This window comes from Rothia sp. HMSC061D12 (assembly GCF_001836735.1).
In the GTDB taxonomy this organism is placed as follows: Bacteria; Actinomycetota; Actinomycetes; order Actinomycetales; family Micrococcaceae; genus Rothia.
This window is the reverse complement of the sequence record NZ_KV830305.1, coordinates 1352079-1369769: the sequence shown is the minus strand read 5'-3', so window position 1 is coordinate 1369769 and position 17691 is coordinate 1352079. Positions and strand designations below refer to the sequence as shown.

The following is a 17691-nucleotide window of genomic DNA, read 5'->3' as shown; positions in this document are numbered from 1 at the left end:
TCCTCTTTTGTGCGCTGTACCGGGCGTGTTGTCCGCCTGGTGAGAAAGGCCCGGATGCTCTTCTGCGCGCGGCGGTAATGTCGCGTTTTCGCCGGTATTTCGCGGCGGATGGGGCGCCGCGTGCTCGGGTTAGTTACCCGGTACGCAACCTTTGGGTAAAACGTACCCAAAATATGTGTGAGCTGAGTCGCTAAAATCTCAGATTTGGGGCTCTGTGAGTGCGAGCTCACGCCGAATCCGATAGAGTAGAGACGAGAGAAATTCCCCGCGTCAATGATGCGTGTGCGCCGGGTGCGAGAGACCCCTATCGCACCGTACCGGCCGCATGGGGGAACCTCCTCTAATGACCAGGCCGAGTGCACCAGTACTCGGCACCACTTCGAAGAAGAAGGACACCTGTGGACCTTTTCGAATACCAGGCGCGCGAGCTCTTCGCCAAGCACGGCGTTCCCGTGCTCAAGGGCATTGTTGCGACCACCCCTGAAGAAGCAAAGGCAGCAGCTGAGGAAATTGGCGGCCTGACCGTCATCAAGGCTCAGGTTAAGACCGGCGGCCGCGGTAAGGCTGGCGGCGTTAAGCTCGCAAAGTCCCCCGAAGAAGCTTACGAGCACGCTAAGGCAATTCTCGGCATGGACATCAAGGGCCACACCGTTCACCGCGTGCTGGTCGCTGACGGCGCAGACATCGCCGAAGAGTACTACTTCTCCCTGCTGCTGGACCGTGCAAACCGCTCCTACCTGGCAATGTGCTCGGTTGAAGGCGGTATGGAAATTGAGCAGCTCGCTGCTGAGCGTCCCGAGGCACTGGCAAAGATCGAGGTTGACCCGCTGGTCGGCCTGGACCAGGCTAAGGCTGAAGAAATTGCTAAGGCAGCAGGTTTCTCCGCAGAACTGCAGGAGAAGGTTGTTCCCGTTCTCGTCAAGCTGGGCGAAGTCTACACCAAGGAAGACGCAACCCTGGTTGAGGTTAACCCCCTCGTTCTGACCCCCGAGGGCACCATCCTCGCCCTGGACGGCAAGGTCTCCCTGGACGACAACGCAGAATTCCGCCAGCCCGAGCACGAGGCTCTCGTGGACAAGTCCGCTGAGAACCCGCTGGAAGCTAAGGCAAAGCAGTTCGACCTGAACTACGTGAAGCTGGACGGCGAGGTCGGCATCGTTGGTAACGGTGCAGGTCTGGTTATGTCCACCCTGGACGTCGTTGCATACGCTGGTGAGAACCACGGCAACGTCAAGCCCGCAAACTTCCTTGATATTGGTGGCGGCGCGTCCGCTGAGGTTATGGCTGCTGGCCTGGAAATCATTCTGGGCGACGAGCAGGTCAAGAGCGTTTTCGTGAACGTCTTCGGCGGCATCACCGCATGTGACGCAGTGGCAGACGGCATTGTGAAGGCTCTGGAGATTCTGGGCGACGCAGCAACCAAGCCCCTGGTTGTGCGCCTGGACGGCAACAACGTTGCTGAGGGTCGCCGTATCCTCTCCGAGGCGAACCACCCGCTGGTTGTTCTGGCTGAGACCATGGACTCCGGCGCTGACAAGGCAGCAGAGCTCGCTCACAAGGCGTAATCGCCAGCAAAGGATTTCAAGGAAGTAATATGTCTATCTTTGTGAACAAGGACTCCAAGGTCATCGTTCAGGGCATCACCGGTGGCGAGGGTACCAAGCACACCGCACGCATGCTCGCAGCAGGCACCAACATTGTGGGCGGCGTGAACGCTCGCAAGGCTGGCACCACCGTCACCCACAAGGCGAAGGACGGCTCCGACATCGAGCTGAACGTGTACGGTTCCGTAGCTGAGGCTATGGAGAAGACCGGCGCGAACGTCTCCATCGTCTTCGTTCCCCCGGCCTTCACCAAGGCAGCAGTTCTCGAGGCTATCGAGGCTAAGATCGGCCTCGTCGTCGTCATCACCGAGGGCGTTCCGGTTCAGGACTCCGCAGAGTTCTGGGCAGCTGCTAAGGCATCCGTGGACGAGAACGGCAAGCAGATCACCCGCATCATCGGTCCCAACTGCCCCGGCATCATCTCCCCCGAGGAGTGCCTGGTTGGTATTATCCCGGCGAACATCACCGGCAAGGGCAAGATCGGTCTGGTCTCCAAGTCCGGTACCCTGACCTACCAGCTGATGTACGAACTGTCCGACATTGGTTTCACCACCGCTATCGGTATTGGTGGCGACCCCATCATCGGCACCACCCACATCGACGCTCTGGAAGCTTTCGAAGCTGACCCCGAGACCGAAGCAATCGTCATGATTGGTGAGATCGGTGGTGACGCTGAGGAGCGTGCTGCAGAGTACATCAAGGCAAACGTGACCAAGCCCGTCGTTGGTTACATTGCAGGCTTCACCGCTCCTGAGGGTAAGACCATGGGCCACGCAGGCGCTATTGTCTCCGGTTCCTCCGGTACCGCTCAGGCGAAGAAGGAAGCTCTGGAAGCAGCAGGCGTGAAGGTCGGTAAGACCCCCTCCGAGGCTGCAAACCTGATGCGCGAAATCTTCGCAGCGAAGTAAACAGCATAGTATTGCGGCAGATGCCGGTAGTCGAAAGACTGCCGGCATCTGTGCTTTTAACGCCCCCCGCTGGCACCCGCAAATATTGCACTAGAAAGTAAGCTTGTGCACACAGTGCCACAAAAAGATGTAAGTACGACCATAACCTTTGTATACTTGAGGACATCGAGCCTAGTCAGAATGATTCTCTAACCAGGTTTCAAGAAACACCACCACTCACAGGAGATCACCACACTCATGACTCAGCCCATCTCTCGCCGCACTATCGCCAAGGCAGGCGTCTGGTCCGCACCCGTCGTCGCAGCCTCCGCAGCAGTACCCGCATACGCAGCATCCAAGGAAACCCCCGGCGTGCAGTACGGCGTGTACGTCAGCGTGCAGAACAACGGCGGCTACGTCGGCTACGCATCCTCCAACAACACCGGCACCATCAACCCGGCAAGCCCCGAGGCACACTTCACCGCCTCCGGCACCCCCGACTCCGACATCAACTGGGACGACGCAACCTCCAAGCCCAAGAGCGCAACCTACGTCAACGGTGAAGGTAAGTTCACCCCCGTCACCAACTCCCAGACCGGCGCAAACGGCGCGTACATGTCCTCCAGCGGCTTCTGGTGGTCCGTACCGACCAAGGACACCGCAACCGGCACCGGCTACATCCCCGGTAGCAGCGTCACCCTCGCAGCGGGTGCGACCTTCGTGACCGAGGTTGAGTACACCGTCTCCGCCAGTGCCCAGTCGCTCCTTAAGTTCGGTAAGATCAACGGCCAGGCATGGGCCCCCTCCGGTCGCAAGCTGACCGGTAAGACCACCGAACTGGTAGCCTCCGCAGGCCAGGCAAAGTACCTGTCCGTGGCACAGACCGCTGGCACCTGGACCGCAGAAGTACCGACCGTCACCAAAAACTCCGACGGCACCTACACCTTCAAGGGTCGTATCGTCTACACCACCAGCAAGGCGTACACCATGAAGCAGTCCGGCACCAAGTACTACAGCCAGACCAACTTCATGCCGGCGCAGCTGCGCTTCCCGGCAAATGACGGCTGGGTCTCGTACAAGCAGACCTCCAGCGTGCAGGTCGCTAACCTGACCTACTCCGGCAATGGCGCAACCGGCTCGGAGAGCGTTTCCGGTCAGGCCACCACCGCGGAGATTCACCCGTAATAGATCAACCCCTCATGCAGGGTAAGAACATATAGAAAACCCCCGGCGGATACACTGAATGTATCCACCGGGGGATTTCTGCATCTGTATAGTTCTCAAATGCTTGAAAACGAATTCCAGAGCGGCTATATACACTTGTTGAGAGCTTATTGGGGGGTGTTGCAACTAGCCGACCGTCGTGCCGAAGGCCAGACCCAGCAGGTAGGTCACAAACGCCGCGCCGAAGCCAATTAGAATCTGGCGAATACCGCGCTTGAGCGGGGAAGCGCCCGAAAGCAGACCCACCACGCCGCCGGTGAAGCCCAGCGCCGCACCCACAAACAGCAGAGACAGCACCATCGCGAATACACCCGACAAGCCAAAGATATAGGGCAGAATCGGAACCAGTGCACCCGAAGCAAAGAACGCAAACGAAGCAGCGGCGGCACCAATATCGGTACCCAAAGCCACATTCTCCTCACGATCCTCATCCTCGCGGTGAGACAGCGACGGATCGCAGTCACAATCCAAGTAGCCGAAACGCTCCATCGCACGGTGATGCGCCGCTTCCGGCTCCATGCCGCGGGCGCGGTAAATGAGCTCCAGCTCGTTCGAGTCCAAATCCAAATCGTGCGCAACACGCAGGGTCACCTGGGTCGGCTGGGAGGCATCCAGCAGCTCGCGCTGAGAACGCACAGATACAAACTCACCCGCAGCCATCGACAGTGCACCCGCCAGCAGACCCGCAATACCCGAGAGCAGGACCATTGAGCTGGATGCGCCCGAGGCAGTAATACCCATAGTCAACGCCAGGTTCGACACCAAACCGTCGTTAGCGCCAAAGACCGCCGCACGGAAATTACCCGAAAGCTTCTCCCTGCCACTGGTCGCCAGGGCACGGATAATTTCCTCGTGAATCGCCTCATCAGCCGCCATTTCCTCGGTGGCGTCCGGATCCTCAGCGTAGGGGGAGCGGGACTCGGCGCGCTGAGCCATCGCCAGAATAAATACCGAACCGAAGTTCTTCGCCAAGAACTGCAGCACCAGAGACTGCATGGACGGGCGCACGTGCACATTCGCGTGTTCGCCGAGCATGTCACGCCAATGCTGCTGGTGACGCTTCTCCGCCTCGGCAACCTGCAGCAAGATTTCGCGGTCGGTGCCCTCGGCACGGCGAGCCAGGTAGCGGTAGATGCGCGCCTCCGACTCTTCATCAGCCAAGTAGCGGCGCCAACGCTTAATCTGCGCGGGGGAGGGGGAAGTAACCGCACTGTGGCGGGTCGGCTTGTGCTCGGCTGCGTCAGCCTGAAGTTTCTCGGTCTGCTCGCCGTACGTGTCTTCGCCGTGCTCGTTCGGGGCGTGCGTGCTCATATCTCTCTTTCCGCCGGATGCGGGTCGCGCCGGGTATCTCCCGGGCGCGCAATCATGCGTTTAATCTGTGTGTTCTGAGTTGATCAGTGAACCACTGTAGAGCACTCCGAACAGAAAATCTAGGACGGCCTAACCCGATAATCATGTTCGCCTCAACGTACTTTGTGATACCGCACGGGCGAGGATTCAAGGGGCGGGAAAGGTAAAAGTGCCGGGAAGAAGCGGGGCAGCTTCGAGCATAAAAAGCCGGGTGGGTGCACCCTCCATAAGGAGAGCGCACCCGCCCGGTTTCGTGACTCTACAAGCTAACGCCTATATGACGTGCCGCCATAAGTAGGCTGCAGTTTAGAGGCTACAACTTAGATGGTTGCGGCTTAGATGTTGCCTTCGCCGTTTTCCAGGAACGCGCGGATGAACCACTGGAACTTCTCCAGCTCAGCGGTCTGACCGATCAGCAGGTCCTCGGTGACGGGGTCGGACTCGCCAGCGAATGCAATCGCCTTGCGGTGATCCTTGATCACACGGGTGTACACGTCGTTCAGGGCGTGCAGGTGGTCAGCAACGCGTGCGCGGCCGACGGGGTAGTCCTCGACGGTGCGCTGTGCGACGAGTGCGCCAGCCAGGCCGTTGGGGGTTGCACCCAGGGTCGCCATACGTTCTGCGATGGCGTCGACGAACTCGCGGACGGTGTCGACCTGGGGGTCAATCATTTCGTGAACGGCGATGAAGCCGGGGCCGGTCACGTTCCAGTGAGCGTGCTTCAGCAGCAGGTGCAGGTCGTTCAGGTCATGCAGACGTGCCTGGAGAACCACGGAAATGCCCTTGCCTTCTTCGAGGGTCAGGCCGGGTGCGGTGTAGTTTGCGAATGCCATGATGGTCTCCTTCATGATGCTGTGATGTTTGTGGTTCGGTGGGATTTGTTGCCCCGCCGAATCGTTATTATGAGTAAATCATTTTAAGGAACAACTGTCAAAGTTATTTTGAGTAATTCGTAATAAATTGTCATCTGTGTGTCGTGCCGCACTTAAAAGCTCCTGCCCAAACGTGCCAGCCCCAAATGCCCGCGTGGCTCACCGCTCAGGCGCGCACAAAGGGTGGGAGGCGCGGTATCTCATATCGCGCATCCCACCCTTTATGGTGAAGCGTATTCAGTTTTCTGTAGAGCTTTCAGCCTGCAAACTACGCGGCTACGCCAGCGCGCGAACCGCCTCCAGGGTCAGCTCCTCATGCTTGAGGCGCGCGGTGCCCAGCTCCGCCGGAACCTCCAGCTCGCCCGGCACAACAATGACGCGCATACCCGCCGCGGTTGCACTGCGCACACCCGAAGGGGAATCCTCGATTGCCACGCACTGAGTCGGGTCAACGCCCAGGCGCTCGGCTGCCAAAAGGTAGGGTTGCGGATTGGGCTTGGGGTGGGTGGTCTCGTCGTTGCCAATAACCACCGAGAACGTGCCCTCGGGTGCCGCATTCGCGGTGCGGCGAGCCACGGAGGTGGTCGCATTCGTGACGACTGCCGCCGGAATCTGCGCATCGCGAACCTCCAAGAGGAAACGCTCAACGCCGGGCAGGAACTCGACCGGCTGCTGCGCCAGGGTTTCGTGCACCTTTGCCACCAGTCGATCGTTAATCTCCTCGTCCGGCAGGTTTACGCCGCGCTCACGCAGGCGATCCAGGGTGAACTGCATGGATAGGCCCAGGCAGTCTAGGGTGTCCTGCTCAGTCCAGGTGCCACCAAATTCTGCGGTGAGAGCAACCTTTGCGGCAGCCCATACGGGTTCAGTATCGACGAGGGTTCCGTCGTGGTCGAAGAGAATAGCGGCGGGGAAGGTATTCGTAGTCGTCATGTCATTAAGCCTACCGGTTTATTTCTGGGGAGAGCGTAGGGTAGCGTCCCCAGTCGTCACCAAAAAATCTGTGCCCGCGTTCTGGGGGTTCTTGGCGATAGTGAGCAGTGCATCGGCGACGTCCTCACGGGAAATCGTGGGGATGCCTGGAGTTCGCTCGACCTTAGCCATGTCAAATACCTTCACCCCGCCCTTACCGGGCTTATCGGTCAGCCTGCCCGGATGCGCACGCGAAATATACGGCTGGTATTCGGCGACCAGGGCGTCCGCCTTAACCTTGTCGGTAAAAATGCCGCGCATGATGACCTTGCACACCAGGCGCATGGGCAGGGACGCGGTCCGTACCGTATCGCCCACACCGTAGGCACTCATCAGAACGCAGTGCTTTACGCCTGCGCCCGTGACCGCCTCCATGATGATGGGCAGACGCTCCTGCATGAACGTGGAGGAGAGAAACTCTCGCACCGTGGCTTTCTGGCCTAGGATGCTCACCATGACGTCCTGCTCGGAAGAAGCTGCGGCGAGCTGCTCGGCATCGTTGAGGTCGCCGGGAATAATCGTGAGGTTCGGGTGGGTTCCCAGTAGCGTTCGCGCCTTATGGGGGTTGCGCACGTAGGCGGTGACGGTGTGCCCCTCCTCTAGGGCTTTGCGGGTGAAGAAGTAACCGGTGCGGCCGGTTGCACCTAGAATCAGTATTTTCATGTGGGTCCCCATTCGTGACTGTAATTGTTGCGGGAGCCAGCAAGCGCCCAGCCTCGCAAGTACCCAGTCCGGTCAGTATAACAATGCGGTTTTGACTGGGGCTTTTGTTCGGGGTCAGGGGCTTGCGGTGCGTGGCGAAGATGTAGCAATCGACCCGGATGCGGCCGAACCTGAAGTAACCCCCGAAACAAGCCAAAAATGTTAACCAGTGAGTGAATACCTTGAGTGTTCAACCTAGGTGAATGCGGCGTCACATCTTACGAAGCAAGCAGTATTAGTGGCTCTTCAGAGTTGAGTGTGGGTGGAGGCATCTAGGCCTCCTGCGATGAGGAGCATTCGGAGTTGGTAGTTGGTGGGGTTGCGGTAGCCTCTGGCGGTGCGTCTGCCTAGTTCAATAATGTCCGTTGATGGCTTCCGTGCGGCGCGTTGCTTGCTCCGCCGGTATCGAAGTAGGCGTCGAGCGGGTCCTTCCACATGCGTAGGGTTCGGCCCAGGCGAGCGATTTCGGGGATGGGACAGGCTGGTAGGCGCTGATTCCCGACGATTTGCCAGAAGAAATCAAGGACGCCTACGAAAACGCACACGCTCGATAAAGCCGTTCGCTACCCATGGTACTCCGGCAAGGAGCTCTTTCCGGGCAGAACGAAAAAGAAAGCCTCCGAACCAGAAGGTCCGGAGGCTTTCTTTTTCGTTATTTCGCTATCTTACTAGCCAGATCGGCAGCCTCTCTCGCATTGGTTGCCATGCCCATGTACTCCATGCCGTAGAGCCCGGCGAAGCGGCTCACGGTGGACTCGGCGCGTTCCAGCATCGCGGGTGTTGGAGCTGCTCCCTGGAAGATGAAGAAGAGCCGCTTCCCCGCCCATCAGTCTGGTCAAGAGGTGAAGCCGCACAGGTATCCGGGTATTGCGTTCACCTGCAGGAATAAATCCAGATGTGGATCATGCAGCATCGATCTCACCTCGTTTTTTGTTTTTTCGATTCACAATATGTGGTAGGAAGGTCACCTCACATCCTGCCAGAATAACTGCAAACATGTTAATCGGCGGATAAACAAAGATCGCCAGAACAATGCCAATTGCCTTAATGCTCAGGTCAGCCGCAACGATTTTCCGGTTACTATAGTCCAACGCGCTCGTCGAGCCATTAGCCCTTTCGACCGCTCGCGCAAGCGCCATGTTGGATAGTGAAACACAAATCACCACCGCGCTGTAAAGCATCTGTGCAAAAAGGCTTGTGAAGTGGTCGCTCACAAAGTCTGTCACATACGGGAAGAAAGAGGCGAAAAACAGCATGATGATGCTCCACCAGATCACCTTGTTGTCTATCTTCTCGATCCTGTGCCAATGGTTATGCATATTCACCCACATGGCGCCAAGCCAGAAGAAGGAAATCGCATAGGAGAAGAAATGCGCCCTGAGTGCCCAAAACGATGCCCAGTCAGCTGTCGCCGGTTTCTCAAGTTCCAGCACCAATATTGTCATGATGATCGCCAATATCGCATCCGTAAATGCGGTGAGTCTTTCTTTGCTCATTTTTCAGGAGCCCCTTTCTTCTTCACATAGACAAGTCGTAGCGTAGCTTATCGAGCATATCAACAAAGACCTTATTGATGATGCCCTCTTTCTTGTTTATCGGCCTACTAATATACGGTGCGGAGGTGCCAACCATCTGCGCCTGTGTGACACCTTTTTCCAGACATTTTACTTTTATAAGGATCTCGACCTCTACCCTCAACCCCGCTCAACACCCGGTCACCCACACTCAACTCGGAAGAGCCGCTAATCAGGCAGTCTCAGATGACGCTGGGGGCAACAGATTCGATTGGTATTCAATCTCGCCGGAACGCACTCCGGCATAGAACTCCATCTTCGAATCAATAAACTCCAGATTCTCCTTAAGTAGCGCGATTTTGTCCTCAACAACCTGGCGTTGCGCAATCAGCATGACTTCGCGCTCCGGGATGCTCTCTTCTCCCTGGAGACAAAGTTCCATGTAATGGCGCATTTGCTCGATACCCATGCCGCATTCGCGCAGGCAGTGCAGGCCCTTGAGCCAGGCGATGTCGTGGTCGTCAAAGACACGGTAGTTGTTCTCATCTCGCACTACTCGGGGGACTAGACCGATTTTGCAGTAGTAGCGCACGGTTTCAACCGCGATACCACTGACCTCAGCTGCCTCCTTCGTTGAATACAACCTACTCATGAGTGCCTTAGCTGTTGTTACGTCGCTGAGCAATCAGATCGGTGAAGTAATCCACCGTGCCGGTTGCCTCGTGATCAAAGAACAATGACGCCCCGGCGTCCAAACCTGCGATAGTGGCCATATCCGCCTCAGTCAGAGCGAAATCATCAATCGCGAAGTTCTGCTGCATCCGCTCCGGGTGTACTGACTTGGACAGTGCCACAATCCCACGCTGATACAGCCAGCGCAACACCACTTGCGCCACTGACTTACCGTACTGCTGGCCAATACCAGCCAACACTGGATTGTCGAACATGCCTGAGCGGCCTTCACCAAAGGGCGCCCACGCTTCAACGGTAACTCCGAGCTTTTGCAGCTCAGCAACCCGCTCCACCTGCTGATGGAAGGGGTTAATCTCAATCTGGTTAACCACCGGATAGACAGTGTTGAACGAACCCAGATCATGCAGGCGAGCTGAAGTGAAGTTAGACACTCCGATGGAGCGAATCAGCCCATCCGCCTGGGCTTGCTCCAGGGCACGCCAGGAACCGTAAACATCATTGAACGGCTGATGCAACAGCATCAAATCCACATATTCAAGCCCCAGCTTCTCCAGAGAAGCCTTCACACTGGCATAGGTGGCATCCTCACCATAGTTGTCCAACCAGACCTTCGTAGTGACGAACAGTTCGCTGCGGTCGATCCCGCTGCGACGGATACCCTCACCTACGGTCTCCTCGTTGAAGTAAGACTGTGCGGTATCGATATGGCGGTAGCCGACTTCAATAGCCTGAGCCACCACATCAGCAGTCTGCTCGGCCGGAATCTGGAAAACCCCGAAACCCTGAGCAGGGATGGAACGACCGTCAGACATGGTCAACGCGTCAAGCATGACACTCTCCTTCTTCAGTCAATGAATGGAACATAATCATCTAACAACTTGGGAGCGGCTCCCAAGCAAATCCAGCGAGAGTCCGATCAGTATAACAATGCAGTTTTGACTGGGGCTTTTGTTTGGGGGTCAGGGGGTGTGAGGTGGGGCGAAAAATACGAAAATTTTTTTGCAGGAGGCTTGCGAAACATAATTGAGTGGAGTAGACTCAAGTTATGTAATGCGGGGGCGCATAGGATAAGCCCCTCGAAATGCGAAAGGAACACCATGGACAACAAGTTCACCACCAAGAGTCAAGAAGTCATCTCGGCGGCAAATACTAACGCTCAAACCGCCGGCAACCCCACTATTGAAACCGCGCACATCCTCAAGGCCCTCATGGACCAGCGCGAAGGCGTCGCCGTAGCAGTCCTCAAGGCTGCAGGCCTGGATGTAGACGCTATCTCCGAGGCAGCATCCGCCGAAATCAAGAAGCTGCCGAAGGCATCCGGTGCCTCCGTGCAGAACGCCTCCCTCAGCCGTGCAGCGCTTTCCGCTCTGCAGGCGGCACAGACCCGCGCCCAGGGCTTCGGAGATACCTACGTTTCTACCGAAATGATTCTGCTGGGCATTGCCAGCGGAACCGATAGCACCGCAACCGCAATGCACAAGCTCGGCGCTACCGCAGAGCTCATCGCACAGACCATCCCCACCGTCCGAGGAGACCGCACCGTGGACACCCCCGACCCCGAGGGCACCTTCCAGGCGCTCGAAAAGTACGGCACCGACCTGACCGCTATTGCTCGCGCAGGCAAGCTCGACCCGGTCATCGGCCGTGACTCTGAGATTCGCCGCGTTGTGCAGGTGCTTTCCCGCCGCACCAAGAACAACCCCGTGCTGATTGGTGAGCCCGGCGTCGGTAAGACCGCCGTCGTGGAAGGCCTGGCGCAGCGCATGGTTTCTGGCGACGTGCCCGAATCCCTGCGCGGCAAGACCCTGATTAGCCTGGACCTGGGCTCCATGGTCGCAGGCGCAAAGTACCGCGGTGAATTCGAGGAGCGCCTGAAGGCAGTCCTCGAAGAAATCAAGAAGTCCGAGGGCCAGATTGTGACCTTCATCGACGAGATTCACACCGTTGTCGGTGCTGGCGCATCCGAAGGTTCCATGGACGCAGGCAACATGCTCAAGCCCATGCTTGCTCGTGGCGAGTTGCGCCTGATTGGTGCCACCACCCTCGACGAGTACCGCGAGAACATCGAGAAGGACCCCGCACTGGAGCGCCGTTTCCAGCAGGTGTACGTGGGCGAGCCCAGCGTGGATGACACCATCGGTATTCTGCGCGGCCTGAAGGAACGCTACGAGGCACACCACAAGGTGCAGATCGCTGACTCCGCGCTGGTTGCCGCAGCAACCCTGTCTAACCGTTACATTCCTTCCCGTCAGCTGCCTGACAAGGCAATTGACCTGATTGATGAGGCAGCATCCCGCCTGCGCATGGAAATTGACTCTGCACCGGAGGAAATCGACCAGCTGCGCCGCGCTGTGGACCGCCTCACCATGGAGGAGCTGGCACTTGCCGATGAGACCGATCCCGCATCGGTTGAGCGTCTGGAGGCGCTGCGCAAGGACATGGCTGACAAGAAGGAACAGCTTGACGCCCTCAACGCTCGTTGGGAGGCCGAGAAGGCTAGCCTGAACCGTGTGGGTGACATCAAGACCCAGATTGACGAGCTGCGTTCCCGCGCAGAGGTGGCACAGCGCGAGGGTAACCTCGCTGAGGCATCCCGCCTGCTGTACGGTGAGATTCCCGCAAAGCAGGCTGAGCTGGAAGAAGCACAGCGTGCCGAGGACACCGCCAAGAGCGAGTCCATGGTCTCCGAAGAGGTCACCGCGGACGATATCGCCGAGGTGATTTCCTCCTGGACCGGCATTCCCGCAGGTCGCATGATGCAGGGTGAGTCCGAGAAGCTGCTCGAAATGGAGAAGCGCATCGGTGCCCGCCTCATTGGCCAGGAAGCCGCAGTGGTCGCTGTCTCTGACGCTGTGCGCCGTGCCCGCGCCGGTATTTCCGACCCGAACCGCCCGATTGGTTCCTTCCTGTTCCTGGGCCCGACCGGTGTTGGTAAGACCGAGCTGGCTAAGGCACTGGCTGAGTTCCAGTTCGATGACGAGCGCGCCCTGGTGCGTATCGACATGAGCGAGTACTCCGAGAAGCACACCGTTTCTCGCCTGGTCGGTGCCCCTCCCGGATACGTCGGCCATGAAGAGGGCGGTCAGCTGACCGAGGCTGTACGCCGTCGCCCCTACTCGGTGGTCCTGCTCGACGAGGTCGAGAAGGCACACCCCGAGGTCTTCGACATCCTGCTGCAGGTGCTCGATGACGGCCGCCTGACCGACGGTCAGGGCCGCACCGTGGACTTCCGCAACGTCATCCTGATCCTGACCTCGAACCTCGGCTCGCAGTACCTGGTCAACCAGGACCTGCCCTTCGACGAGCGTTCCGAGAAGGCCATGGAGGTTGTGCACCAGGCATTCCGCCCCGAGTTCCTCAACCGACTGGACGACATCATCATGTTCCAGCCCCTGTCGGCTGAGAACCTGGGTCAGATTGTGGGTCTGCAGGTCAAGAGCATGGCTAAGCGCCTGGAGGACCGCCGCCTCACCCTGAACGTGACCGAGGCAGCCCTCGAGTGGCTGGGTAAGACCGGCTACGACCCGGCGTTCGGTGCCCGCCCGCTGCGCCGCCTGGTTCAGCGCGAGATCGGTGACCGCCTGGCTCGCGGCATCCTCTCCGGTGCCATCCACGACGGCGACACCGTGACCGTGGACGTGAACCCGGACGTTGCCAGCGACGGCCTGTCGGTGACCTCCGAGCGTGAGCAGAAGGCTGAGGACTAAAACTCAACCGGCTGGCTGGATAGGCCCGGTTACTTGGCAGGGCCCGGCTTGCTGGGCGGACTTAGCCTGTGGCTGAGTTTGCACATTCGAAACCATAAGAAATAGGCTGTGGGGTACCCTCGAAAGGGGGTGCCCCACAGCCCTTTAACGTGCGAGAACAACGTACGAGAGCACAGAGCATAGAGGAGAAGAATGGACCGCTGGACTGACCAACAGAACTTTGCCGCAGCCGGTGAACAGCGCGAAGAAATCGCCTCCGTGCACCGTGCCGCAATCCGCTCCATTCAGCGAGTCGTCTCCGAGAACGCCACCCCGCACGACGAGGGGTACGCCGCCGCGGGTATTGCCGAGCTACTCAAGGCGGGTAAGGTTCTCGTGCTCACCGGCGCGGGCGTGAGCACCGAATCCGGCATCCCCGACTACCGCGGCCCGGGTGGTTCCCTGCACGATCACCGTCCCATGACCTACCAGGAATTTCGCTACGATGACGCCGCGCGTCAGCGCTATTGGGCGCGCTCCTACGTGGGCTGGCGCCGCATGCGCCGCGCCCAGCCGAACCGTGCCCACTATGCGCTCGCTGAGCTGGAGCAGCTGGGTGCCGTGAGTGGTGTGATTACGCAGAATGTGGACGGTCTGCACGCCCGTGCCGGAAGCTCTAATCTGCTGGCGCTGCACGGTGACCTGTCGCGTATTGTGTGCCTGGACTGCGGTCAGGATGAGGGGCGCGAAAGCCTCGATACGCGCCTGGATGCGGCGAACCCCGGCTACCTGGCGCGCCTTGAAGACGAAGACCTGCGCGTGAACCCCGACGGTGACGTGGAACTGGACGACCGCTACATCCGCGATTTTCAGATGGTGCCCTGCCTCGCCTGCGGTTCGACCCGCCTCAAGCCGGACGTGGTGTACTTTGGCGAATCCGTGCCCGCCGAACGCAAAGCGCTCAAGGATGCCATGCTCGCCGAGTGTTCGGCGCTGCTGGTGGTCGGCTCCTCGGTAGCGGTCATGAGCAGCTACAAGATTGTGCTGGAGGCTCTGCGCGCCGGCAAACCGGTCGCCATCATTAACGGAGGTCCGGGACGCGCCGATGCGAAGGCAACCTACCTGTGGCGTAGCGGCGTGGGTGAGGCGCTGGAGCTCATGCTTGACGAGATTGACGACTAAGTAGCACTGGCACAACTAGGTGGCGCCGGCACGACTGGGTAACGCTGGCGCCCGGCGAATTTTGCCGCGCGTGCACTGACCTGTAGTTGGCCCGTCATTAACTGCACGAAAGTGCTACTTTGTGGCGTAATTCATTTTAAATAGCCCCTGGACAGGCGGATACACCCATTACGCGAGGATAAAATGATGGGATGGACATTCGACACACTATCACTCGCTTCGGTGCCACCGCCCTGATTGGTTGCGGCCTGGTGGTTACCGCAATCCCCGCAACGTTCGCTCAGAACGGCGAAGAGTCCGTCACTCACGTCTACTCCGACAAGGCTACTTCCCACATTTCTGAGGTTTGGTACAAGGGCGAAACCCTGAAGGTTACCGGCGAGGGCTTCCTGACTCAGGACGGCACCTCCGGCTCCGTTATCGCTATTAAGCTGAACAAGGGCACCGTCAAGATTGACGGCCAGGACTACCTGGAAGTTAAGGCTGACGAGAAGGGCAACTTCTCCGTTTCTATTCCCTGGCAGGACGACCTGGAGAACCGCATCTCCGTGGACGTGTACCTGCTCTCCGGCTCCCTGAAGGATAACGACACCTCCCGCGGCGGTAAGGCTGCGACCGTGAAGATTGAGGCTCGTTCCGTTCAGGAAGCAACCCCCTCCGCAACCGCTTCGGTGAGCCCCTCGGCGACCGCGAGCGCTTCGGCTTCCGTGGTGGCTACCCCCTCCGCTTCTGTTGCACCCTCTGCATCCGCTACCCCCTCGGCTTCGGCTACTGCCGCTGATGAGGTTGTTGCCTCCGTAGATGCTGAGATTAAGAACCGCCCGGCAACCTCGGTGAGCCCTTCGGCTACCGCGTCGGCTTCCGCTTCTGTGGTTGCAACCCCCTCTGCTTCGGCTTCTGCTTCCGCATCGGCTTCCGCTTCGGCCACTACTGAGCAGAACGCACCTGTAGCGAACGAAGCGAAGGATCAGCTGGGTGATTCCACCTCCGCTACCGAGCAGGTGACCGCTTCGGCTGAGAGCACCCGCTTCGCGAACTGCGCAGAGGTTGCGGCTGCTGGCCTGGCGCCCATTCACGAAAGCCACCCGGACTTCCGTAAGAAGTTCGACAACGATGGTAACGGCCTGGGCTGCGAGGTTATCAACAGCGAGGTGACGGACGGTTCCTCTTCCAACGGTTCCTCGGGTTCTTCTTCCCGCAACTCTGGCGGCCTGGACAACCTGGGTAGCGGTTCCTCCTCTTCGAGCAATTCCACTTCGAGCCGCGCTCAGCGCTCCTCCCTGGCTAACACCGGTGCTTCCAACGCCTTCACCATGGCTGGCCTGGGCCTGGTAGCTCTGGGTCTGGGCGTTGCTGGCGTGACCGCTGTGCGTAACCGCAAGAACTCCTAAAACTATCGTCACCGCCCGGTGCGGTGCGTGAGAGTCCCCTCTCCTGAACGCTTTTGAATGTTCGGCGGAGGGGATTCTTGCGTTTAACGGGGTGGTTTTTGTTGGCGTGTTGTGTCGGTGGGATGGCGCATGTACTTGCTGGTTTCTTCAAGTCTCAATTGAGACTTTAGGGGTGCACGGCGGTGCAAAAGGTCTCTATGGTTCAACCATGCCTTCAATAAACCTTCAAGAAAACCCCGGTTTGTGAGTCAGGTCATGGCAAATTGGCGTCTTGGGAGCCGGTATCCCAAGCTTCGCTCGTTAGAATGGGGGGCATGAACATTCGAAACAACATTGCACGCATCGGTGCCACCGCCCTCATTGGCTGTGGTCTCGTTGCTACTTCCGTCCCCGCAACCTTCGCTGTTGAAGGCGCGCCTCAGACTGTCTACACCTACGCAGACTCTGCACAGTTCATTGCCCCCGACACCTGGTATGAGGGTCAGGGCCTGAACATTGGTGGCGAGGGCTTCAAGACCGCTGACGGCACCTCCGGTTCCGTTCTGGCTCTGAAGCTGAACAAGGGCGCCGTTAAGATTAACGGCCAGGACTACCTGGAAATCCACGCTGATAGCGATGGTAACTTCTCCGCCACCATCCCCTGGCAGGAAGAGCTGCACGGCAGCGTTTCCGTTGACATTTACCTGCTGTCCGGCTCCCTGAAGGACGGCGACGTTCCCCGTGGCGGTAAGGCAGCTACCGTGACCATCAAGGTTGCGGAGCAGCCCGCACCGGCTCCCACCGAGGACCCGACCCCCGCTCCTTCCCAGGATTCGACCCCGGATCCCACCCCCGAGCCGTCCAAGGACGCAACCGCTGAGCCGACCACCGAGGCTCCCAAGCCTGCTGAAGAGACCTCCGCACCCGCAGTTGAGGACGCTAAGGAAACCAAGCCCGCTGAGGACCAGAAGCCTGCCGAAGAGCAGAAGTCTGAGGATCAGAAGTCCGATGAGCAGAAGTCTGACAGCGAGCAGCACTTCCGTTTCCAGAACTGCGCCGACGTTGAGGCTGCAGGTCTGGCACCGATTCACAAGAGCCACCCGGATTACCGCGAGAAGTTCAACGCTGACGGCGACGACTATGGTTGCGAGCAGCCCGTTGACTACGAGAACTCCAAGAAGTCTGACAGCATCAGCCTGAGCTCCGGCTCGAATGACAACCTGGGTTCCGGCGACAACCTGGGCTCCGGTTCCTCGAACGCATCCTCCAAGAGCTCTTCTTCCCTGGCTAAGACTGGTGCATCCGGTGCAATGACTGCTGCTGGTCTGGGCCTGATTGCTCTGGGTGCAGGTGGCGCGACCATCGTTGCAACCCGCATGCGCAAGAAGGCTTAATAGTGCCTAGTCGCTAAGCTTTTAGCTACTTTGATGGGCTCCCTCCATATCGGAGGGAGCCCATTTTTTGTGCCTTTTGAGGCTGTTAGGGATGCTGGGAACGGCGTGAAAGAAGCAAAAAATTACGGACAAATAGCACCACTGACAAGGCTGTTTATCGGAGACGCATAACACTTATCTCTAAGTTAAGGCGAGCACAGGGTAAACACAGACTCGCACGGGAATCTAGATACTACAAAGA

General features: G+C 58.7%; 14 protein-coding genes and 1 pseudogene. 7 read left to right on the top strand and 8 right to left on the bottom strand.

Annotated features, from left to right (window positions below; genetic code table 11):
- The first annotated feature begins 398 nt into the window (after positions 1–398).
- From sucC to HMPREF2682_RS05365, 3 genes are all read left to right on the top strand, one after another.
- On the top strand, positions 399–1565 hold the full coding sequence (gene sucC, locus HMPREF2682_RS05375) for an ADP-forming succinate--CoA ligase subunit beta (RefSeq protein WP_005504561.1): 1167 nt from the start codon (positions 399–401) through the stop codon (positions 1563–1565).
- Positions 1566–1594: 29 nt separating this feature from the next.
- Positions 1595–2512, top strand: a complete 918-nt coding sequence (gene sucD / locus HMPREF2682_RS05370) for a succinate--CoA ligase subunit alpha (RefSeq protein ID WP_005508195.1) — start codon at positions 1595–1597, stop codon at positions 2510–2512.
- Positions 2513–2749: 237 nt separating this feature from the next.
- Positions 2750–3676 carry a hypothetical protein gene (locus HMPREF2682_RS05365; RefSeq protein ID WP_049338365.1) on the top strand — a complete coding sequence of 309 codons (927 nt, stop codon included), beginning with the start codon at positions 2750–2752 and terminating at the stop codon, positions 3674–3676.
- 165 nt (positions 3677–3841) lie between these two features.
- Here the strand turns inward: HMPREF2682_RS05365 and HMPREF2682_RS05360 are convergent, their stop codons facing one another.
- The 8 genes and pseudogenes from HMPREF2682_RS05360 to HMPREF2682_RS05320 all read right to left on the bottom strand — a co-directional run bounded on the left by HMPREF2682_RS05360 (position 3842) and on the right by HMPREF2682_RS05320 (position 10648).
- A complete protein-coding gene (locus tag HMPREF2682_RS05360) occupies positions 3842–5026 on the bottom strand; it encodes a VIT1/CCC1 transporter family protein (protein WP_070832059.1) in 1185 nt (394 codons plus the stop codon).
- A 374-nt stretch (positions 5027–5400) separates the two neighbouring features.
- The gene (gene dps / locus HMPREF2682_RS05355; protein WP_070832056.1) at positions 5401–5898 is read right to left on the bottom strand and encodes a DNA starvation/stationary phase protection protein Dps; all 498 of its coding nucleotides are present in this window, start codon (positions 5896–5898) and stop codon (positions 5401–5403) included.
- Positions 5899–6213: 315 nt separating this feature from the next.
- On the bottom strand, positions 6214–6870 hold the full coding sequence (locus HMPREF2682_RS05350) for an HAD family hydrolase (protein WP_070832053.1): 657 nt from the start codon (positions 6868–6870) through the stop codon (positions 6214–6216).
- A gap of 18 nt (positions 6871–6888) precedes the next feature.
- Entirely contained in the window at positions 6889–7572 is a 684-nt protein-coding gene (locus HMPREF2682_RS05345) for an NAD(P)-dependent oxidoreductase (protein ID WP_070832050.1), read from the bottom strand.
- A gap of 285 nt (positions 7573–7857) precedes the next feature.
- Positions 7858–8099: pseudogene (locus HMPREF2682_RS09565) on the bottom strand (transposase); the annotation flags it as partial.
- 414 nt (positions 8100–8513) lie between these two features.
- Entirely contained in the window at positions 8514–9107 is a 594-nt protein-coding gene (locus tag HMPREF2682_RS05335) for a TMEM175 family protein (RefSeq protein WP_070832046.1), read from the bottom strand.
- A gap of 250 nt (positions 9108–9357) precedes the next feature.
- Positions 9358–9777 carry a MerR family transcriptional regulator gene (locus tag HMPREF2682_RS05325; RefSeq protein ID WP_070832040.1) on the bottom strand — a complete coding sequence of 140 codons (420 nt, stop codon included), beginning with the start codon at positions 9775–9777 and terminating at the stop codon, positions 9358–9360.
- Between the two features lie 7 nt (positions 9778–9784).
- A complete protein-coding gene (locus tag HMPREF2682_RS05320) occupies positions 9785–10648 on the bottom strand; it encodes an aldo/keto reductase (RefSeq protein WP_070832038.1) in 864 nt (287 codons plus the stop codon).
- Between the two features lie 267 nt (positions 10649–10915).
- On the opposite strand from HMPREF2682_RS05320, the gene clpB reads away from it, so the two are divergent.
- From clpB to HMPREF2682_RS05300, 4 genes are all read left to right on the top strand, one after another.
- Positions 10916–13525 carry an ATP-dependent chaperone ClpB gene (gene clpB / locus HMPREF2682_RS05315; protein WP_070832037.1) on the top strand — a complete coding sequence of 870 codons (2610 nt, stop codon included), beginning with the start codon at positions 10916–10918 and terminating at the stop codon, positions 13523–13525.
- A gap of 192 nt (positions 13526–13717) precedes the next feature.
- Complete coding sequence (locus HMPREF2682_RS05310; protein ID WP_070832034.1) at positions 13718–14686, top strand: Sir2 family NAD-dependent protein deacetylase; 969 nt, start codon at positions 13718–13720, stop codon at positions 14684–14686.
- Positions 14687–14877: 191 nt separating this feature from the next.
- Positions 14878–16077, top strand: a complete 1200-nt coding sequence (locus HMPREF2682_RS05305) for an excalibur calcium-binding domain-containing protein (protein ID WP_070832031.1) — start codon at positions 14878–14880, stop codon at positions 16075–16077.
- A gap of 314 nt (positions 16078–16391) precedes the next feature.
- The gene (locus tag HMPREF2682_RS05300) at positions 16392–17450 is read left to right on the top strand and encodes an excalibur calcium-binding domain-containing protein (protein WP_070832028.1); all 1059 of its coding nucleotides are present in this window, start codon (positions 16392–16394) and stop codon (positions 17448–17450) included.
- Positions 17451–17691: the final 241 nt, after the last annotated feature.